The organism is Psychrobacter sp. Arc29 (assembly GCF_041431175.1).
Lineage (GTDB): Bacteria > Pseudomonadota > Gammaproteobacteria > Pseudomonadales > Moraxellaceae > Psychrobacter.
In genome coordinates this window covers 42,503-62,879 of the sequence record NZ_JASMRR010000003.1, presented here as the reverse complement: position 1 = coordinate 62,879, position 20,377 = coordinate 42,503, and the positions used below count along the sequence as shown (strand labels likewise).

Here is a 20,377-nt window from a genome sequence, read left to right as displayed (position 1 = left end):
GGATAAGGTAAAATCGTTCATTTTTTGTACAATTTAAAAATCATTTAAAATCAATAACTTATATTAAATATAAAGCCATAAAAAATTATTTTAAATATTTTTAAAAAGAATTTAGCCGTTTATAATGTTTCACAACTAATAAAAATAAAAAAATTATTTGTTGTGGACAACTCATCAGTCTATTGACAAACATAGCTGTTATCAGGTTCAAAAACACATTTGAACAAATGGCTATCTTCGTGAATCCTCACTCTTATATCGTACGACATTCAGTGTCGTTTAGCATCGTCCAAGACTCAATATAGCGCTTGGATTTTGTTATAATTACTCTATCGAATCAATAGCACTACAGAGACTCAGATAGCTATTAGTCGTTAATATCCGACTCAAAAGCTATTGTAACTGTGATTGATTATGAACTTATTTTTACTTCTCTCGTTATTTAATTTTACTGTATAGTAGAGCGATATCTCGATATTACTACTGATAGCAGTCATATGACAACCTGTTTATTTAAGCCCGTTGTCAGAGCGCTAATAGCTACGTTACTTACCTTATTAGCAACGCTCAGTACGCACCAGTTATCACTCTTAGTCGCATAAATATTTTATCTATAGCACCAAATCAATTATCAAAAATAAGGAATCCAATATGGACGACAATAAAGCCAAAGCCCTCAAAGCGGCATTAGGTCAAATTGAAAAGCAATTTGGTAAAAACACCATTATGCATCTGGGTGATGACTCAGCCATTCTTGACGCTGACGTGGTCTCAACAGGCTCTCTTGGTCTAGATATCGCGCTTGGTATTGGTGGATTGCCAAAAGGTCGTATCGTTGAGATTTACGGTCCTGAAAGTTCAGGTAAAACCACGATGACCTTACAAGCTATCGCGGAGTGTCAAAAACAAGGCGGTACCTGTGCGTTTATCGATGCTGAACATGCGCTTGACCCTGTCTATGCACGCAAGCTAGGCGTCAATACCGATGACTTACTACTGTCACAGCCTGATAACGGTGAGCAAGCACTTGAGATTACTGACATGCTCGTGCGTTCAGGCGCGATTGATATGATCGTTATTGACTCGGTTGCTGCCCTGACTCCGCGTGCAGAAATTGAAGGCGAAATGGGTGACTCACACATGGGTCTGCAAGCGCGTCTGATGAGCCAAGCGCTACGTAAAATCACGGGTAATGCCAAACGCTCTAACTGTATGGTTGTGTTTATTAACCAAATCCGTATGAAAATTGGTGTTATGTTTGGTAGCCCAGAGACTACAACTGGTGGTAATGCCCTTAAATTTTACGCCTCTGTACGTATGGATATTCGCCGTATTGGTGCGGTCAAAAACGGTGATGAAATCATCGGTAACCAAACCCGTGTCAAAGTCATCAAAAACAAAATGGCACCACCTTTCCGCCAAGCTGAGTTTGAGATTACTTATGGCGAAGGTACCAACCATTTGGCTGAAGTGATTGACTTAGGCGTCGAGATTGGCGCGGTTGGTAAGGCAGGTTCATGGTACAGCTATGGCGATGAAAAAATCGGTCAAGGTAAAGCCAATTCTGTCCTGTTCTTAAAAGAAAATCCTGCTATTGCTAAAGAGATCGAAGATAAAATTCGTGACGAAAAACTTGGTACGAAAAAAGATAGCAAAGCGCCTGAAACTGACGATGTAGAACTGGCACCTGAATCTGTACAATAATGGCTCGCTAGTAACCATTATCAGTGACCGCTATAAATAATCATGACTTATTATGAAAATTAAAACATTGGCTGAAATCCTAGCTGAGTCGGAAACCGACTCAGCTAGTTCTGTTGATAGCAAACGAAAAAAACCTACTAAACACTCCTATCAAAACACATCTAAAAAATCAGGTAAATCTAGCAGACCTTCCAAATACCCAGTTCAAGATCATTCAAGCACTGGTGAGCCTACCGTTGATACATCATATTTTGAAGAATCTTCTTCTAAGATAAAAAAGACCTCCAAATCCAAAAAACGTAAAAAGCGCTTTCATCCAGCTGCTAACTTCACCGCTGAGCCAAGCGATACACCTGCTTATCAGCCACCTGAAGCACAAACTATCAAAGAGATGCTGGCAGAAGTCAAACTCAACGTTCATCGTGATGAGACAGAGGATAGTCCAGCTATAGACAACAGTATTGGACCCTCTTCAGGAAGCTTGGGTCATGAATCTGAATTGTCTACCGCTAATAATAGCGACATAGACAGCCAAGACGATAATATACCAGCTGCTCTCAAAGCTTACCTGCGTACCCCTGAACAAAAACAAGCAGAAATCGATGCCATTAAAGCTGAAAGCCGACTACGTTGGCTCGCATTCTATTATTTGTCACGCCGCGAATATGGCAAGGCTGAGCTCAAACAAAAACTGATCGACAAAGAACAAGACCCAGAAAAAATCGATGCCCTACTCGATGAGTTCGAGGAAAAAGGCTATCAGAGCGATTACCGTACTACCCTAATGCTCATACGTGAGAATATTCGTAAAGGTCGTGGGCGCGGACGAATCAAGCAAGAGTTTTATCGTAAAAAAATCGCTATGCCAGGCAACATCGATGAATTGATTGATATGGCAAATAGCGACTCTGAAGAATTTAGCGAATTTGTCGATGACAGTGCAGATAATTTGGTCGATGGCGTAGATTGGCTAAAACTCGCTGTGGTAGCGCGTACCAAAAAATACGGTGATGACATACCTACTGAGCAAAAAGACAAAGCCAAACAACTGCGATTTTTGCAGTACCGAGGGTTCAATACAGATATCTGCTTTGCAGCGCTCAACTACACAGTGGAGACGTTAGATGAGCGATTTTAAAACTTTAATACTACTATAATAGACATAAAAAAGAGCACGTCGTCAAACGCACTCTAAATTTATGACCCTAAGCTTTTTTAACTCAGTCCCTTACTTTAAAGTACCGAGACGATTAGATAGCTGGCTGATAATTTGATCAATCTCTTCGTTGGCTTCAGCTTCATTATCTAGATTGCCATTAGGCGTGAGCTGGTTCATTACCTCAGGCAGTAATTCAGCCAAACCTTGACGTACTTCTGCTTCGTTTGCACCCGTACGCACTGCTACTTGCTGAATTTCGTTTTCGTCAAACAGCTGGTTTATTTCATTCGGGTCCAAGTTGTCATTGGCCTCATTCGTGCTCATCCAAGAGCGTGCTTGTTCGGCATGACCCATGCCAGTGATTTTTGATAATGCACCGCCTATACCACCATTACGCTTGATCCAGCTCAGCACCATTGGCATGAGGACAGCGATAAGCATCCCTTTGCCGCCAAAGCCACTACTGTTACGCTGACCGCCTAATACACTACCTAAGATATCGCCCAGTCCACCAGCGCCTGAGCTGACGCTACCACGCTGATTGCCACCAGCCAAACCACCAATGATATCGTCTAGCCCAAAACCATTATCTGGCTTACGATCGTATTGCTGCGGATTATAGCCACCTCCTTGACTACCGCCGCCCAATACGCTGCCTAGTATATCGCCCAAACCACCAGTACGACGTGGGTCAGTGCGTTGATTGACTGGATTGCGCTGAGCATCGTCTGGATTCATCGCGCTACGTGCAACTTGGCTGACCAAATTCCCTAATAAGCTCATACTCTATTCCTCTTTTTGTCATATTATTTATCATAAAAACCTACTGCCTAATCTTACAAATACTTGCTTTTTGCTCGTATAAATTTGAAAAATAAGACAGTCAGTTTATGTGCTTTATTATTGACTTTTAATATAACAAAACTCTCTGAGCATCGAGATAGTTGTTTTGTTATGGCATGTAGGTAATCGTAAGCTCATAAAAAGAGAGTAAAACTAAATAAAGATATGAAGGCTAATTAGCAAATTTAACTTTTATTTATATTGGCTAAAATACTGAGCTCTCGCCACTGCTCAAGGCTTACTTGATCGCGAAATATAGTCATTGATAAAGATCGCTGATAAGGCTCAACGATACTGAACTCAAAAACCATTGCCCACTGATAGCGGTTGACAGAGATTAAATGCGCTTGCCATAGCTCATCGCCGCGGCCTGTTCGCATCAACAACTGCCATTGCTTATCCATACGCTGGCTAAGGGGTGGCTGGCTAAGATACAGTATGGTTGGTCGAGATATGGCTAGATAACTTGCAACCGCTGCTGACACTATAAAGATAAGTAGGTACTGCCAAAATGCTAAAGAGGCCAGCCATGCCAACACAATCATGATGGCGGCCAAGCTAACATACAGCAGCCAACGTAAGTAACTGGCAGGCTGGATAGCTGTATCAATGCGTAGAGACGTTACTAATGTCATTTATATACGCCAATCAATTGCACAGCATCTACACCAAGTCTTTGGTATGACGCCATGTTTTTATCTTATTGACTAGCGCCCATATGTCATCTTCCTCTGGACGATTCTGATTGGTAAAGTAATCCAATAGATCAGGGTCTTCATGGGTGAGCATTTGGGCAAAGGTCTCTTGCTCAGCAGAATCTGCTGTCAGATATAGCTCTTTGACATAAGGATCGATATAAAAATCTAACTCTTTTAAGCCGCGACGAGCCTGATAGATGATACGGCGCTGCTCATTGGTCGGTTCTGGCTGAGTGGTACTGGTCATAGAGATACTCTCTTTCATTTCAATAGTTTTTGATGTGGTATTCAACCATAGTAGAAAACTGGATTGTAAATATTGCATTCATATGCTTATTACGGTGTAGCTTTATCAAGTATTTTTACTAATAATACAATGCTCGTGATGGTACGCTGATAATTGACTCCATAGTGCCACTGCTTGCTGCATCATTCCTACATTATGCGTACGAATGATACTTGCACCTTGTTGTAGCGCAAATATCCCAGCAGCAGTCCCTACTGCGTCTCGTTCTATCGCTTGAGTGGTCTGTACTGCTTTAACACCGCTATTGGTCAATACTTCTGCCAAAAAGCGTTTACGTGAAATACCAAACATCATTGGCAAACCCAATGCCCGTAAGCTATCTAGCTGACTTAATAAAGCACAATGATGCTCATAGTTTTTGGCAAAACCAAAGCCTGGATCAATAATAATATTTTCCTGCTTAACCCCAAGGCGCGTTACCTCTTCAATACGTGTGGTCAGTTCTGTACTCACATCATCAATCACATTATCATACTGTGCCAGATTGTTCATCGTCGTCGGCTCACCGCGCATATGCATCAGCATGACAGGAATATCAAGGCTAGCGGCCAGTTCTGCAGCGCCAGTACGTTTTAACGCCCTAACATCATTCCAAATATCAGCACCAGCATCAAACGCTGCCTGCATGACCTCTGGATTGCTGGTATCAATAGATAACCAAATATCGTCTCCACAATGCTGGCGTATAGCTTGTACCATTGGCACAACCCGTTGTAGCTCCTCAGCAGTCGCTACAGCATCTGCATTGGGGCGAGTAGATTCACCGCCAATATCAATAATAGTAGCACCGTTATCCATCATCTGCTGACAATGAGCAACGGCACTTTCTACCGCATTGAACTGTCCACCATCTGAGAATGAATCTGGCGTTACATTCAAGATGCCCATAATATGCGGCTCAGACAAATTCAAGGTTTTATTACGGCTCGATATTTTGTGGTTGGGCAAAGGCTGAAATAATGACATGACCGATCCATCATAAATAAATTGTATAAAATAGCTCGAAGGTTCGTTATCTGTGCTTATGATACCAGTAAATCCTATGCCGTCCTAAGCCTTCATAAAATGAAAGCAATAAAAAAAGCCCTTTCTCATAAAGGGCTTTTTATCAAATGCAAATCAGATATGTACTACATCGCTGGTAATGGTGGCGGTGTCGAAGTAGTCGTTTTAATGTCGTTTTTTGACAAATTGACTTCGTTATGCTGATAGACTCTTGGTGGACGCGGTTCTTCGCCTGCTAGAATATCTTGCAGTTGGTCACGGTCAATAGTTTCCCAGTTCATAAGCGCTTCAACCATTGCATGCATTTTATCTTGATTGGCTTCAATCAATTCGCGAGCGATATCGTACTGCTCTTCTAGCATACGGCGCACTTCTTCATCGACCTTTTGCTGCGTGGCTTCTGAAATCGTACGACCACCGCCGCCAAAATATCCTTGCGAGCTGTCATCATCTTCATACACCATGATACCTAGTGCATCAGACATACCGTACTTGGTGACCATTGCGCGTGCCATTTTGGTTGCACGTTCAAAGTCGTTTGAGGCACCCGTTGACATCTGATTAATAAAGACTTCTTCAGCAATACGACCACCGAACAAAATCGCAATGTCGCTTAACATCTTAGATTTATACATGCTGGTTTGATCGTGCTCAGGCAGCTGCCAAGTAACACCAAGCGCAAAACCGCGAGGCATAATAGTGACCTTATGCACAGGATCAGTGCCTGGCAGTAGCTCAGCTACCAACGCATGGCCTGCTTCGTGATACGCAGTCGCACGGCGCTCTTCTTCGCGTATCACCATAGATTTGCGTTCAGGACCCATGTATAGCTTATCTTTTGCATCTTCAAAGTCATTCATGTCGACACTGGTCTTGTTACGACGCGCGGCAAACAAGGCTGCTTCGTTTACAAGGTTGGCAAGCTGTGCACCACTGAACCCAGGCGTACCACGAGCAAGAGAACCTGCATCGACACTGATGGTGTTTGGCAACTTTCTTAAGTGTACTTTCAAGATTTGCTCACGACCCTTGATATCTGGCAAACCTACTTGAACCTGACGGTCAAAACGACCTGGACGCAGTAATGCTTTATCAAGCACATCAGCGCGGTTGGTTGCGGCAATAACGATAACGCCTTCATTGCCTTCAAAACCATCCATCTCAACCAATAACTGGTTCAATGTCTGCTCGCGCTCGTCGTTACCGCCGCCCATACCAGAGCCACGATGACGACCGACTGCATCAATCTCATCAATAAAGATGATACAAGGGGCGCTTTTCTTTGCTTGTTCAAACATGTCGCGTACACGTGATGCACCAACACCAACAAACATCTCAACAAAGTCAGAACCTGAAATTGAGAAGAACGGTACTTTGGCTTCACCAGCAATGGCTCTTGCTAGCAGTGTCTTACCCGTACCCGGTGGACCTACCATTAAGATACCACGAGGAATCGTTGCACCAAGTTTGGTAAATTTATCCGGATCACGTAAGAACTCGACCACTTCAACGACTTCTTCTTTGGCTTCTTCGCAACCAGCCACATCTTCGAAGTTCACCTTGATTTGGTCTTCCGTCAGCATTTTCGCTTTTGACTTACCAAAGCTCATTGGGCCGCCGCCTTTACCGCCTGCGCCGCCTTGCATATTACGCATAAAGAATAAAAACAGACCAATAATCAGTAAAATTGGGAAACTGGCTATCAGTAGTTGCATCAATACGCTTTGGCGCTTTGGTGCGGTCCCTTGGACTTCGACTTGGTTCTCACGTAGCATTGGCATCAACTGGTCATCTGACACAGCTGGTCTAATGGTCTCAAAAGATGAGCCATTTTTCTTTTCGCCGGTGATCTGTTCGCCGTCGATTTCGACACTGGCTACTTGGTTTTCTGACACAGCGGTCACAAACTCAGAGTAGTTAAGGTTATCTGGCTCAGATGATTGATCAAAGCCGCTAAACACCAGCACCAAAACGCCGATTACCACCAGCCACAATAAGGTATTTTTTACCATGTCGCTCACTAGTTATTCCCATCCCTTACTTATTGGTGTGTTTACTAAACACGTGACGTCTATAAACGTATTGCTCATTTTTGATAAACTTCCTAATATCAAAAAAACTTCACTTAGACTTGTATGATCTATAAATAGCATAAAGGCTGTTTTTACAAGTAATCAATACAATATAAGTGCAAACTTATCATCATTGAGCTTATAAAACGCTTATTATCAGACGACTTTGCCTAAAACGTATGCTAAAAACAAAGGTAATATACCATGATATGTGGTGCTAACCCGTATAATTCAAGCAGCTTTCACGATTATTCAGTTAACGATTGTAGCGATTTTCACACTATGATAATAATAGTTTATGGTGATTCATTATCTCGCTTACAATAGCAGCAACTCATTGATGTTAAAACTATTTAATCGCCACCCAAAACATCTCTTTTGAGCGCGGACGTGACGCACCTGGTTTTATACTACGAATCTTACTAAAATCCTGCTGCATCTGCTTGCGTAATTCTTGTGTGCCTTCGCCTTGAAACACTTTCATAATAAGTGCGCCACCTTTGGGTAAGGTTGATAAAGCAAAGTCCACTGCCAGCTCGCATAAGTACATCATACGCGGCTGATCGATAGCGCTATTTCCCGCCGTATTGGGTGCCATATCAGACAATACCACGTCGACTTGCCTATCGCCTACTTCTGCCATAATGGCGTCGAACACTTCAGCTTCACGAAAGTCACCCTGAATAAAGGTAACATCAGGCAAAGCATCCATCGCCAGAATATCAGAGGCAATCAAGATACCGTCGTCACCAACCAACTGTCCCGCTACTTGAGACCAACTGCCAGGCGCACTACCCAAGTCTACAACCGTCATGCCTTTTTTAATCAGGTTGGTTTTTTCATTAATCTCTAATAACTTATAGGCGGCACGGGCACGGTAGCCATCTTTTTGAGCTTTTTGCACATAATGATCGTCAATATGCTCTTTCATCCAAGCACTGCTGCTCTTTGATAGTTTTTTGTTTTCGATACGCGTGGCCAAAATACCTGCTCCTATTACTTGACTAAATCTAGCTGCTTTAATTGCGCTATCACTTACAAACTGATACTAATCCGTTGCGGATTATTCTAAATACGGTGTTAATCAAATTTTTTATTCATGGTTGGTCGCAAACTGACCAAATTCTATTGGTTAAATAACTGTTTTATAAGGCAGTAGCGTTTATAATGTACCAAACATTCAGTTTAACATTTTCGTCACGTAAAATCGTGCAAAATCCTGCTGATCTCATGCAAGATGGTCACAGATTATCTATAATGATCAATAACTGTTTATGACAGTACCATTTTTATTTTTACCAACACCTAGGAATTCTATGCAACTCGATAACGCTACCATCAAACGTCTAAAAGGCATCGGTCATGAGCTAAAGCCTATCGTTATGATCGGCAACAAAGGTATTACCCCAACCATTACCGAAGAGATTGATCGCGCGCTAACAGATCATGAGCTTATCAAAGTAAAACTGCCTGCTGGCACTAAAGAAGAGCGTGACATCGTTGGCGCTGAACTTGCTAAAGCGGCTAATGCGTCTTTGGTTCATTCTATTGGACGTATGGCATTATTGCTACGTCAAAACCCAAATGCCAACCCTAAACTGTCTAACCTAGCACGTCACGCGCAGTAATATGTCATAACAGGCTTTGTTTGAGTAACAGTACGCCGCATCAGCTTAAATAATGACGGTAACTATAAAAGCCGCGACGCATCTTGCTCGCGGCTTTTATGTTGTCTGCTGATTTTGGATTTACTTAGACTGTAATATTAGTTCCGTTAGAGGGTATAGCGCTGCTTATTATTACTTTTTTGTGATTACAATCGGGTTTTATAAACAATGAACCAATTTTTTAATCTTATTATCGCCACAGAGACGATAGAAAGTGCTGCACAGCAACTGGATGTGACAGTAGAAGATTTACAGCGTATTTGTGTCAAGGTGAACGCCAAGATCGTTCGACAGCCAGCATTGCAATTACAGTTGACCTATCAAATCGCTTTAACCAGTCAAATATTAGCCAATCAATTGGTTTGGCCGACTTGGCAGCAAACCCGAGTAGGATTTGCTGATTATCTGTGGGAAGAGACTTGCCTTGAATGCTTTTTTTCCGGTGACACTCTAAGTGATAAGGACATTACTGAGATTCAAGACGCTGAACCTTACATTGAGATTAATGCCAACCCTGATGGCCGCTATGCACTCTATAAGTTTAAAAGCTATCGCAAACCTGCCACATTACCACCAATACCTTTATACGAGGCTGATGGACATACACGTGCCTCTATTGAGTGGACGGATAATATAAACACACAGGACATAATACAGAAACCGTTATTTGATAAATCACCAGCAGCGTATTCGCTTCATTGCTATGAGCGAGGCTTTAACGTTCCTCTAGTCGAATTTCCTAACCAAAAATACGTCATTGCAAATACGATTATTGAGCAGATACATCCTTGTGTTATTTTACAGCTCGGTGAGACTACTTTATATTTTGCCTCAAGCCACGCCTCCCCGCCTGATTTCCATAATCGCGACTATTGGCCAAAATTTGTGCTTTGATTTCCTTCTATGAGCTGCGCTTATTTAGATACAGTTATTCTTAGATATCATTATCTAAAGCACAAAAAAAACCCAGCAATGTCATAAAGAGCATTACTGAGTTTGGAGAAAACTTTTAATTCGTTTAACTGATACTTATTTGTCAGCCATCGCAAGGTAGATACCACGGTCTGATGCATCATCAACATACTGCGAGTCACGCCATGTCGTATAGCTGTAATTACCGCTATATGGGCTAATGCTGTTTTGACGGAAATCAGATACCCAGTCATTGCCATCAAAAATCTGAATATGACCATGTGGACGGCTTGATGTGCGGTTATAGACAACGACGTCACCAACTTGAGGTTCCATATCGTTACTGATTTTGGTAAAGCCTGCTTGGGCTAGTGTGCCACGAGAGGCATATTGATAAGCTGAAGGATTAGGCGTAAATTCGTAACCTGCTGACTGTAATGCTTTACGTACATAGCGAGCACAGTAGCCAGAACTTCTAGATAGTGCGACTCGTGATGCATTTGCCGCTGCGATAGCAGGAGCAGAATTGCGATCAGGGACGCGACTTGCTTGCTGTTGACGCTGCTCGTATGATAAACGGCTAGTGAGCGACGCAAGCTGATATTCTTTTTGTTTAGCATGAGCGCTTAGGTTGTCAATGGCTTGACTGATCTCATCGTTGCTATATACATGAGCACCACTGTTAGTGCTGTAGATGTTGCGACTAGAACCATAGTTCGCAGAAGTAGAAATATTTGTGATGGTATGACTCAAGGTATTATTTGGTTGAAAGGTTGTTTCAGCAGCACCGCTCGTCTGTGCGATACCCATTCCCAATACTGACAAAATTAATAAAGCTTGTTTCATAAATTTACTACCTATTGTTAATACAAGTCTGCTCGTCATCCGTGACGAAACATCAATTAATTTAGAAGATATAATCATTAAACAAACATGATAAAATCTTTATCACAACAGCTTGTTCTTTTATAGTGACTAACACCAGTATCATCGCCCGTTTAGTCAACTACCTCATACAATTTTGCTATATATCGCTTTTAGCATGTCTATTCTACATATCGAGTTTGTCACCTAATAGATGAGTCATCACGATGTCAAAAAAACAGCCTAATCGGCTTGCCCAGCTTATAGATCATCAAGCGTTTGCTGGTAGTGCGCTACCTCAAACTCTTGCTAACAACATGCGGCTATACATAGAAGCGACCAATGAGGTAAAAGAGCTGCTGGTAGACTGTCTACCTGAGGAAATCCTCAATACCTGTTGGGTCGTAGGCTTAACCTCTGAGCAGTTAATACTCAGTGTGGGTTCGATGACAGCGGCTAATCATATCCGCTATTTACAAAACGCGTATCTGCAAGTATTAACAGAGCAGTCAATTACATTTAAACAACTCAAGCAAATTCGCGTTGTAGTAGCTAAAACATCTGCCAATAATTATTCATCTAAACAATCATCAGCGTTATCAGCAACCTTGTCCAAACCTGGTAAAGCCAATGAAAATCAGGCTCTTAGCCAAAACACAAAACGGACTATATCACAGGCTGCAGAGCATGTCACCACTGATGAAAATCTAAAAAAAGCCCTCCTACGCCTAGCAAATCACTAAAAATACAGATATTACAATGTAAAGTTATGTAAATAAAATCATGAAATAAGATTGTTAACGCTGCCTTTTTGTAATGTTGTGAACAAAAAAAATCATCTATTGGTGCCATTCAATTTATGAATAGAACCAATAGATGATTTGGAAATCACCTACAGCTTTTACGCACTCTGCCTTAGAATAAAATTCACAAAATGCTATAGACTTTATATTCAAAATATTGCATATTATATAAATGTAATTATAGCGTTGCTATGTAATATTGCGTAAATGTTTCGATACTTCGTGTATATTCCTGTATTTATCCTTCAACTGCTAAACCATTTAGCGGTGAATATTCGATTGGGCATGTTACATTGTCATCAAAAGTTACAATTTCAAAGTTATTTTCATCAGAGAGTATTTCACGCACTAACAAATTATTTAATGCATGACCAGATTTGTAGGCATTAAAACGACCGACGATAGGATAACCAATCAGATATAAATCTCCGAGCGCATCTAAAATTTTATGGCGAACAAATTCATCATTAAAGCGTAGGCCTTCTTCATTAAGAATATTGGCATCATCAATGACGATGGCATTTTCCATACTACCGCCCAAGGCTAGATTATTCTGACGCAATTGTTCTATGTCACGCAAAAAGCCAAAAGTACGTGCTTCGCTTAGCTGCTCAATAAAGTTTTGGGTGGAGAATTGCAACTGAGCATGTTGAAAATTTTTGTCAATGGCAGGGTGATCAAAGTCAATCTCAAAGTTCAATTCAAACCCGTCATAAGGACGTAGCTCTGCCCATTTATCATCTACTTTGACTCGTACTGGTCGTACAATCTTAATGAATTTCTTTAAAGCATCTTGTTCACAGAATCCTGCATCAAGTAGCAAAGCAACAAAAGGAGCGGCACTACCATCCATAATCGGTATTTCTGAAGCAGAAACACGAATCAATAGATTATCTACGCCAAGCCCAGCGATCGCACTTAACAAGTGCTCAACCGTACCTACGCGCGTACCACCAAATACTAAGTTTGATGACATCATCGTGTCTTGCACCAAAAAAGCACTTGCTGGAATAGGCTCGCTGCCTACAATATCAGAGCGCTCGAAAACAATACCAGTATCAACCGGCTGTGGATGAAACTCCAAGTCAACAGGCTGACCACTATGGAGACCAGTACCTGTAACGGCTATCGCTGTCTTTATGGTTCTTTGGTTCATGGCTGTCTTCTCACATATTTTGTTACAATTGACATAGTGTACCACTACCTCCCCCATATTCGCTACAAATAAAAAGCGTTAATTTCCTTATCTCTTTGATTGATAACACTTATCGTCATTATCTCACCATATGTTTTCACAGTTTTACGCTCTGTTAGACGCTTTAAAACACTAGATTCTGGACATATTTTTTCGATCAGAAACATTTTGCGATATTCCTGATTTTGTCGTTCTTCTTTTATAAGTCAATCTTTTCTATGTGGACACAAAAAAGCCAGCGTTTGAGCGCTGGCTTTTTTTAACTTAATACTAAAAAACTATTTGTTCTGTTGACGCTTCAGATAGTCTTGGATGCTGTTGGTTTTGGTTTTTGTCTGCTCTTGAGGCGCGCTTGGGCGTGCAGTATTAACGTTATCTTGATGCAGTTGAGCTTGTGATTTCTTCTGACTATTTAATGCACTGGTATGTACATTAGGATCGACAGGTTGTGTACTATTCACAGAAGGAACAGGTTGCTCAACCACTTCTGGCTCTTGCCCTGCGTTTTCATCTAAGGTCAGACCCGTTGCAATAACTGTCACATGCAAGTCATCACCCATTTTTTCGTCGATTACAGAACCGTAGAAAATATGAGCATCGTCGATATCAGTGATTTCTTCAACGATAATGCTGATTTTGCTCATCTCATCAAGTGATAATGACTCAGAAGAAATCACGTTGACCAATAGACCTTTGGCATTCTCTAGACGTAAATCATCAAGTAGTGGTGATCTGATGGCTTTTTCAGTGGCTTGACGCGCACGATCATCACCGCTTGCACGGCCAATACCCATCATTGCATGACCTTTAGCCGTCATTGCCGTACGAATATCGTTAAAGTCGATATTGATCATACCTTCGCTAGCGATAGTTTCTGCAATACCTTGAACCGCATGTAGCAAAACATCGTCCGCTTTTTTGAAAGCGTCTTGCATAGAGATGTTGCCGTATACGCTCATCAACTTATCATTTGGAATCGTGATAATCGAATCAACGAAATTGGTCAACTGCTCGATACCTGCTTTCGCAGCTTTGATACGTTTGCCACCTTCAAATTTAAATGGCGTAGTCACAACCGCAACCGTCAATACTTCCATTTCTTTGGCAATACGTGCAACCACTGGTGCTGCGCCTGTACCTGTACCGCCACCCATACCAGCAGTGATAAATACCATATCTGAGTGTTCAAGCAATGCACGGATAGCTTCTTCTTCGCTTTCTGCTGCTTCACGACCAACTTCTGGATTTGCACCTGCACCTAGACCACGGTTCGTTTTTGCACCAAGTTGTAGTTTGTGCGGTGCAGTCAGACGATCTAGCGCTTGCTTATCTGTATTAGCACAGACGAACGTTACACCTCTAATCCCTTGTTGTACCATATGTTCAACCGCATTACCGCCGCCGCCCCCAACACCGAATACAGTGAAGCTCGCTTGGCCGTTATTTTGAAGCTGGTTATCATCTGGCATGGTGTATTTTGACATAAAAAAGATTCTCCAGTTGCAGATAGCGTGTAGGTCGATACGTAGTAACGCACTCATATGGCGCGCTATCGACATACTATATATAAATGTATTTAAATAAAACAGGGCTATGGATCAAATAGTTCAGCGCGGACCATAATATGTCATCATCGCTTAAGGTATTACTGTTACTGCTTAGCGCATTGCTTTCAATATGACTTCAATTTTTGCTTACTTCATTTAAGAGCATCTTACAAAAGCGTTTATGCTCTACATGTTTGGTCAGTAGGTCTATAGTATTTTTTTCAACACATCAGCAAAACGTTTGCCTGCGCTTTGAAAGACCCCTGTGACTCGATTTTTTTGAATCGTATCAGGTTCACTTTTTTCACTACGGCGAAACTGCTCACTTTGACTATATAAGAGTGTGCCAAAAGCTGTCTGGTAAGCCCGGTCATTGACCTGACTATTAAGCTGTTTAAATGACTCGTCGTTATCAAAATGATTGTAAGCACTAATAGCAGGATGTGTATTGGTCAATACCACTGGCATTTTGAGCAGCCGTTTAGCAAACGGTATCATACCTTTAATCGTACTACCGCCGCCTGTCAGCACGATACCTTTGTCAATATAGCCTATCAAACCTGCTTCATGCAGTTGACGAGCGACTTCAGTGAATATCTGCACATAACGCGCTTCAATAATGCGTGCTAAATTATAGATACCGATATTGATTTCATCGCTCGATCCTTGCGGTTTAAACAAAAAGAATGAGCTTGGATCAACACTATTGGCATCAGCGGTACCATGAGATTTTTTCAGTTTCTCAGCTTCAATCATCGATATACCAAAATCAGCTGAAATATCCATCGTCACTTCATGGCTACCTGTGGCAATGCAATGGGTAAAAATCAATTTGTTTTCTTTGTAGACACAAATACTGGTCGTACTAGCACCGATATCTACCAAGCAAACCCCTTGCTGACGCTCTTCAGTCATCAAACTATATTCAGCACTGGTCACTGCATCAAACACGATGTGATCAATACCAACATCGCAGCTTTGTAGTAGTTTTTGAATATTTTGGCGACTAGCGACAGGCATCATCATCATGTGGTACATCACAGTGATATTATGTGCCATCATCTCAATCACATCGTCGACCATGAAGTCTTGATCATCAACATATATACCTTGCTGACAACAATGCATGAGATAGTAATCGGATGGCAGATCACGCGACTTGGCATTAGACAAGGCCTGTACCATATCTTTGGCACGTACAAATTCGTCCTCAACCCTCACTTCTCCAGCACTATTTTTACTAGATAGCTCAGGCGTTGCGAGCGTCAACCATACGCTATGTACGCGGCAATTGGCAGTATCTTCTGCTTCTTGGATGGCTTGCTTGATAGCACCTTGTAGGCGTTCACGATGCTTGATTTGGCCTTGATAAAAATCGCTATTTTTAACTTGCCCTACGCCTAAGATACGAATGTCTTTTGCAGAGACAACATTGCCAATTACGACATACACTGCCGTGGCACTTAGATGGACAACAACCAAATTTTCGTTATATTTCATGGTACCAGACAAATTATTACTAAATAGGAGCGCAAATAACGCCATCCTATTGAATCATTAAAAAAAGCGCTGTTAATACGCTATGATGTTGTACATATATTATTCATTTTGGGCAAAAAATTTCGACTCAAGTAATCACTCATCAGTATTACTTTGATTATTTGGCCTCATCAACTGGCGGCGCTGACATATCCCAAGCGATGGTAAAACCGTTCTTGTAGCGTAAATCTACAGATTGCATCTCATCTCGGCGTCCGCTTAACTGATTACCAAGTAACTGGCTTAGATTCAGTAATTTTTGTGCGGTGTTCTCATTATCGACGATGACGCGCAAGCCATTATCAAAACGAATGAGCCAAGTCATTCTTGGTGACAAAATAATGTCTTCAACCTGCATATCAAGTGGCGCATACCAATCATTGACTTGCTGCATTTGCTGCATAATAACGGGCGCTTGAGCCATTTCACCTTGCAGAGTAGCAAAGCGCTCTTGCGTCAAGTCGCTACTATCAGCAGGAACGAACACAGACCCTTTTGCATCAACCAATCGCTCTGTCCCAAAATTAGCGACTGCTTGCTTAGGTAAAGCGGTAACTACAATGCCGCGTTGCCAATCACGAGAGATACTCACTTGATCAACCCATGCAAGGCTTGTCGTAATATCTCTTAATGCTTGCAAATCAGAAGTAAAAAAACTGCTGACCTTTTGCTGGTCCATCACTGTCTGTAATGAGTTATATTGAGCGGTAGAGAGCCCTTGATTGCTGACATGAATCTCAGCAGGCGGTGCATCACGTAACGCTTTACCACCCATTATCAATATTAGTACCAATAAGCCTAATACCAATATCATAAAAAGATATCGGGCCGAGGCTGGTAATTGGATCTTAGATGCTGGGCGACCGGCTTTATCACTCATCAAGTCAGTTACCTCGTTGACAGTTTGAGCCATAACGACCTTTGTCCCTATATTTGCATAAAACTGATCATGCTAATTATTGATGTAAACCTGCAAGTTTTTGCAGAAGCTTATTAAGGCAATATATTATCAAAGACTGTCAATAAAAAGACTGATAGTCAGCGATTATTCTTATTTAAACGTAACATTTTTCTTAGGTTATGAATAACTTATAGGTTATCCCTACAAAAAACGTAAATATTACTAAAACAAAGCTATTCTTACAATATTAACGTATTTTATAGGCAAACAATAGCGTAACGCTCGCTAGCAGCCTTGAATTTACACAAGTTTACATGAAGCTGTGTTATAGCAGCTCTAGTGACACATTAACGGCTTTTTTGACTAAAATCGCCATGCTACAAAAGTGATAAAGCTGAGCAATTATAAATATCTATATAACTTATCATTGCCCATTTTTTAACGTAGCTCATTTACTCAATATGGTTGTCATCATACTCATTGTTAAAAAATCGTGATAAATATGATGAGCGCCACATTAAAAAATTAGACTGTCTGCGATAATATGTGCCAGCACAATGTATCAAAATCCATACCTCTAGCTTTGGCTGCCATTGGTACCAAACTATGGCTGGTCATACCGGGCACGGTATTGATCTCAAGCAACCAAAAATTCCCTGCTTCATCTTGCATGGCATCGATACGTCCCCAACCTTTTGCATCTACTGCACGGAATGCCGCCAGACTTAAATCTTGCAGATGCTTCTCATCAGCAGCGCTCAATCCGCAAGGAATATAGTAGCTGGTATCGTTACGATTGTACTTGGCTTCAAAGTCATAGAAGTTTGTGATATCAGCAGGCTCAAGGCGAATGACAGGATAAGCTTCGTCATCGATAATCACAATCGTAAACTCACGACCTGTGATCCAGCGCTCAGCCATCACGGCATCACCACACTGTACTGCTGTAGCATAGGCAGCAGGTAGCTCATCAAGATGATTGACCTTGGTCATACCAATGCTTGAGCCTTCATGAACGGGTTTAATAATAAGTGGCAGTCCTAGCATATTGACTACTTGTTGCCAGTCAGTATCAGCCGTCAATAATGAAAACGGCGCTGTGGATAAGCCGCAACCTTGCCATAGTTGTTTGGTACGCACTTTGTCCATACCTAATGCTGATGCCAAAATGCCAGATCCCGTTTGCGGTATATCAAACCACTGTAATACACCTTGTAATAGGCCATCTTCGCCGCCGCGACCGTGCAAGACATTAAACACGCGATCGTACTCACGCAATTCTGTGATGTCTTGATGCTTGGGGTCAAAATGAGTGGCATCGACACCTTGGTTTTGCAGTGCTTGCAATACGGCCGCACCGCTATCCAAAGACACGCTGCGCTCATTGCTGCTACCACCATAGATCACAGCGACTTTACCAAACTGAGCGGCATCTTTTACATGACCAGTCATCGTACTGATAGACTTTTCATTCTCTTTTTCATTTGGTGAAATGCGCGCGTCGCTTTGTCCTGCTTGTGCAGCCGCCGCCAATGCTGGTTCTGGATTGGTAATGGCTGACTTATCTTCGGTATCATCGATAGCGAGATTCTGAGTACTTATGTTTTCTTTATTATTAGTCGTCATGAAGATGGTTCCTAAATTTTAGCTTACTTGATGTAAAGATTATTGGCAGCCAAATCAACAGCGATCTGCCCCACATTACCCGCGCCTTGCGTGATAAGCATGTCATTGGCTTTTAATAAACGCTGCATCACAGGGGCAAGATTGTCTTTGTCAATAATCGTCGGTTCAACTTCACCGCGCAGACGGATACTACGTGCTAATGACTTGGTATCAGCGCCTATAATCGGGCTTTCACCTGCTGAATATACATCCAATAGTAGCAGCTCATCAACACTTGATAGCACTTCAACAAAATCGTCATAGCAATCACGGGTACGACTATAACGATGCGGTTGAAATAACATCACTAAACGGCGATCAGGAAAACTTTGACGAGCGGCTTTGATGGTTGCGTCAACTTCTTTTGGATGATGACCATAATCATCAATCAATAGGACATTACCATCATCGATATCGACCGAGGCATGCTGCTCAAATCGGCGGCCTACCCCTTCAAATTTCTGCAAGGCACGTTCAATCGCGGCATCATCGACACCTTCATCGGTTGCCATGGTGATAGCGGCCAGCGCGTTATAGACATTGTGTGTACCAGGAATGTTTAATGTCAGACGCAATGGTTCACGGTCACGGCGCAATACAGTAAAGTGAGTCTTGGTACCTTCTGTCACCAAATCGACAGCTTGTACGTCATTAAAGGGCTCAAGGCCAAAGGTCAACACTGGACGACCAATATCATCAATCATTGCATACAGCTCAGGGTCATCACCGCATACCACGGCCAAACCATAAAACGGCATATTGTGTAGAAATTGAATGTACGCGGCTTTTAATTTATCAAAGCTGTTGCCATAGGTTTCCATGTGATCTTGATCGATATTGGTCACAATTGCTGCCATTGGGCGCAGTGATAAAAAAGACGCATCGGACTCGTCCGCTTCTGCTACCAAGAAACGGCTGTTGCCTAGTGCTGCATTTTTACCTGAGGCATTTAGCTTACCACCAATCACATAGGTGGGATCTAGCTGCCCTTCTGCCATCATCGTGGTGAGCAAACTGGTCGTCGTCGTTTTACCATGCGCACCAGCAACGGCAATACCATGACGATAGCGCATCAACTCGCCAAGCATATCGGCGCGGCGTACGACTGGCAGGCGAGCTTCAAGCGCAGCTTTTACCTCAGGGTTGCTACGATCAATCGCTGATGACACGACGATCACGTCAGCATTGGCAATATTTTTGGAATCATGACCAATTGATATCTTGATGCCAATCTGCTGTAAACGCTTCGTCACCAAGCTTTCTGCAATGTCAGAACCACTGACTTGATAGCCTTGATTGTTCATTACCTCAGCGATACCGCACATGCCTGAGCCACCAATACCAATAAAATGCAAATGCTGAATGCGGCGCATTTCTGGTATTTCAATCAAACGCTTAGGAAGGGCTTTGGCAGAGGTAGACATAAAATTTTCTCTTTATTAAGGGATAATAAAAATTAAAGGACAGTAAAATATGATCAATAAAAAATAACAAGT

General features: G+C 42.0%; 18 protein-coding genes. 5 read left to right on the top strand and 13 right to left on the bottom strand.

Annotation, left to right across the window (positions count from 1 at the left end; all coding sequences use genetic code 11):
* The first annotated feature begins 651 nt into the window (after positions 1-651).
* Positions 652-1,704, top strand: a complete 1,053-nt coding sequence (gene recA / locus QO189_RS05300; RefSeq protein ID WP_201598074.1) for a recombinase RecA — start codon at positions 652-654, stop codon at positions 1,702-1,704.
* Positions 1,705-1,756: 52 nt separating this feature from the next.
* Complete coding sequence (locus tag QO189_RS05295; RefSeq protein ID WP_371531842.1) at positions 1,757-2,842, top strand: regulatory protein RecX; 1,086 nt, start codon at positions 1,757-1,759, stop codon at positions 2,840-2,842.
* Positions 2,843-2,932: 90 nt separating this feature from the next.
* Here QO189_RS05295 and QO189_RS05290 read toward each other — a convergent pair whose 3' ends face one another.
* From QO189_RS05290 to QO189_RS05265, 6 genes are all read right to left on the bottom strand, one after another.
* Positions 2,933-3,646 carry a YidB family protein gene (locus QO189_RS05290; protein WP_371531841.1) on the bottom strand — a complete coding sequence of 238 codons (714 nt, stop codon included), beginning with the start codon at positions 3,644-3,646 and terminating at the stop codon, positions 2,933-2,935.
* Between the two features lie 245 nt (positions 3,647-3,891).
* A complete protein-coding gene (locus tag QO189_RS05285) occupies positions 3,892-4,341 on the bottom strand; it encodes a hypothetical protein (RefSeq protein WP_371531840.1) in 450 nt (149 codons plus the stop codon).
* A 28-nt stretch (positions 4,342-4,369) separates the two neighbouring features.
* The gene (locus QO189_RS05280) at positions 4,370-4,651 is read right to left on the bottom strand and encodes a succinate dehydrogenase assembly factor 2 (RefSeq protein ID WP_371531839.1); all 282 of its coding nucleotides are present in this window, start codon (positions 4,649-4,651) and stop codon (positions 4,370-4,372) included.
* 105 nt (positions 4,652-4,756) lie between these two features.
* A complete protein-coding gene (folP, locus tag QO189_RS05275) occupies positions 4,757-5,677 on the bottom strand; it encodes a dihydropteroate synthase (RefSeq protein WP_371531838.1) in 921 nt (306 codons plus the stop codon).
* Between the two features lie 164 nt (positions 5,678-5,841).
* The gene (ftsH, locus tag QO189_RS05270; protein ID WP_201598060.1) at positions 5,842-7,737 is read right to left on the bottom strand and encodes an ATP-dependent zinc metalloprotease FtsH; all 1,896 of its coding nucleotides are present in this window, start codon (positions 7,735-7,737) and stop codon (positions 5,842-5,844) included.
* 400 nt (positions 7,738-8,137) lie between these two features.
* Complete coding sequence (locus tag QO189_RS05265; RefSeq protein ID WP_371531837.1) at positions 8,138-8,770, bottom strand: RlmE family RNA methyltransferase; 633 nt, start codon at positions 8,768-8,770, stop codon at positions 8,138-8,140.
* A 334-nt stretch (positions 8,771-9,104) separates the two neighbouring features.
* Between QO189_RS05265 and QO189_RS05260 the strand changes: the two genes are divergently transcribed.
* Positions 9,105-9,416 (top strand): YhbY family RNA-binding protein, encoded by a 312-nt coding sequence (locus tag QO189_RS05260; protein WP_058024582.1) that lies wholly within the window; start codon positions 9,105-9,107, stop codon positions 9,414-9,416.
* Positions 9,417-9,623: 207 nt separating this feature from the next.
* Entirely contained in the window at positions 9,624-10,349 is a 726-nt protein-coding gene (locus QO189_RS05255) for a hypothetical protein (RefSeq protein WP_371531836.1), read from the top strand.
* Between the two features lie 135 nt (positions 10,350-10,484).
* Here QO189_RS05255 and QO189_RS05250 read toward each other — a convergent pair whose 3' ends face one another.
* Entirely contained in the window at positions 10,485-11,213 is a 729-nt protein-coding gene (locus tag QO189_RS05250) for a CHAP domain-containing protein (RefSeq protein ID WP_201598047.1), read from the bottom strand.
* A 245-nt stretch (positions 11,214-11,458) separates the two neighbouring features.
* Here QO189_RS05250 and QO189_RS05245 point away from each other — a divergent pair, with 245 nt between their 5' ends.
* Positions 11,459-11,974 (top strand): hypothetical protein, encoded by a 516-nt coding sequence (locus QO189_RS05245; RefSeq protein ID WP_371531835.1) that lies wholly within the window; start codon positions 11,459-11,461, stop codon positions 11,972-11,974.
* A gap of 298 nt (positions 11,975-12,272) precedes the next feature.
* Here QO189_RS05245 and lpxC read toward each other — a convergent pair whose 3' ends face one another.
* From lpxC to murC, 6 genes are all read right to left on the bottom strand, one after another.
* Positions 12,273-13,190 carry a UDP-3-O-acyl-N-acetylglucosamine deacetylase gene (gene lpxC, locus QO189_RS05240; RefSeq protein ID WP_201598041.1) on the bottom strand — a complete coding sequence of 306 codons (918 nt, stop codon included), beginning with the start codon at positions 13,188-13,190 and terminating at the stop codon, positions 12,273-12,275.
* A 317-nt stretch (positions 13,191-13,507) separates the two neighbouring features.
* Positions 13,508-14,713: a cell division protein FtsZ gene (gene ftsZ, locus QO189_RS05235; RefSeq protein ID WP_058024577.1), complete on the bottom strand. Its 1,206-nt coding sequence runs from the start codon at positions 14,711-14,713 to the stop codon at positions 13,508-13,510.
* Between the two features lie 270 nt (positions 14,714-14,983).
* Entirely contained in the window at positions 14,984-16,321 is a 1,338-nt protein-coding gene (ftsA, locus tag QO189_RS05230; RefSeq protein WP_371531834.1) for a cell division protein FtsA, read from the bottom strand.
* A gap of 112 nt (positions 16,322-16,433) precedes the next feature.
* The gene (locus QO189_RS05225) at positions 16,434-17,228 is read right to left on the bottom strand and encodes a cell division protein FtsQ/DivIB (RefSeq protein ID WP_371531833.1); all 795 of its coding nucleotides are present in this window, start codon (positions 17,226-17,228) and stop codon (positions 16,434-16,436) included.
* 513 nt (positions 17,229-17,741) lie between these two features.
* Positions 17,742-18,842: a D-alanine--D-alanine ligase gene (locus tag QO189_RS05220; protein WP_371531832.1), complete on the bottom strand. Its 1,101-nt coding sequence runs from the start codon at positions 18,840-18,842 to the stop codon at positions 17,742-17,744.
* A 23-nt stretch (positions 18,843-18,865) separates the two neighbouring features.
* Positions 18,866-20,305 (bottom strand): UDP-N-acetylmuramate--L-alanine ligase, encoded by a 1,440-nt coding sequence (gene murC, locus QO189_RS05215; protein WP_371531831.1) that lies wholly within the window; start codon positions 20,303-20,305, stop codon positions 18,866-18,868.
* Positions 20,306-20,377 lie beyond the last annotated feature (72 nt).

Excerpts from the sequence above, each read along its gene's own strand:
- recA (WP_201598074.1), top strand. The coding sequence starts at position 652 with ATGGACGACAATAAAGCCAAAGCCCTCAAAGCGGCATTAGGTCAAATT.
- QO189_RS05295 (WP_371531842.1), top strand. The coding sequence starts at position 1,757 with ATGAAAATTAAAACATTGGCTGAAATCCTAGCTGAGTCGGAAACCGAC.
- QO189_RS05290 (WP_371531841.1), bottom strand. The coding sequence starts at position 3,646 with ATGAGCTTATTAGGGAATTTGGTCAGCCAAGTTGCACGTAGCGCGATG.
- QO189_RS05285 (WP_371531840.1), bottom strand. The coding sequence starts at position 4,341 with ATGACATTAGTAACGTCTCTACGCATTGATACAGCTATCCAGCCTGCC.
- QO189_RS05280 (WP_371531839.1), bottom strand. The coding sequence starts at position 4,651 with ATGACCAGTACCACTCAGCCAGAACCGACCAATGAGCAGCGCCGTATC.
- folP (WP_371531838.1), bottom strand. The coding sequence starts at position 5,677 with ATGTCATTATTTCAGCCTTTGCCCAACCACAAAATATCGAGCCGTAAT.
- QO189_RS05260 (WP_058024582.1), top strand. The coding sequence starts at position 9,105 with ATGCAACTCGATAACGCTACCATCAAACGTCTAAAAGGCATCGGTCAT.
- QO189_RS05255 (WP_371531836.1), top strand. The coding sequence starts at position 9,624 with ATGAACCAATTTTTTAATCTTATTATCGCCACAGAGACGATAGAAAGT.
- QO189_RS05250 (WP_201598047.1), bottom strand. The coding sequence starts at position 11,213 with ATGAAACAAGCTTTATTAATTTTGTCAGTATTGGGAATGGGTATCGCA.
- QO189_RS05245 (WP_371531835.1), top strand. The coding sequence starts at position 11,459 with ATGTCAAAAAAACAGCCTAATCGGCTTGCCCAGCTTATAGATCATCAA.
- lpxC (WP_201598041.1), bottom strand. The coding sequence starts at position 13,190 with ATGAACCAAAGAACCATAAAGACAGCGATAGCCGTTACAGGTACTGGT.
- ftsZ (WP_058024577.1), bottom strand. The coding sequence starts at position 14,713 with ATGTCAAAATACACCATGCCAGATGATAACCAGCTTCAAAATAACGGC.
- ftsA (WP_371531834.1), bottom strand. The coding sequence starts at position 16,321 with ATGGCGTTATTTGCGCTCCTATTTAGTAATAATTTGTCTGGTACCATG.
- QO189_RS05225 (WP_371531833.1), bottom strand. The coding sequence starts at position 17,228 with ATGGCTCAAACTGTCAACGAGGTAACTGACTTGATGAGTGATAAAGCC.
- QO189_RS05220 (WP_371531832.1), bottom strand. The coding sequence starts at position 18,842 with ATGACGACTAATAATAAAGAAAACATAAGTACTCAGAATCTCGCTATC.
- murC (WP_371531831.1), bottom strand. The coding sequence starts at position 20,305 with ATGTCTACCTCTGCCAAAGCCCTTCCTAAGCGTTTGATTGAAATACCA.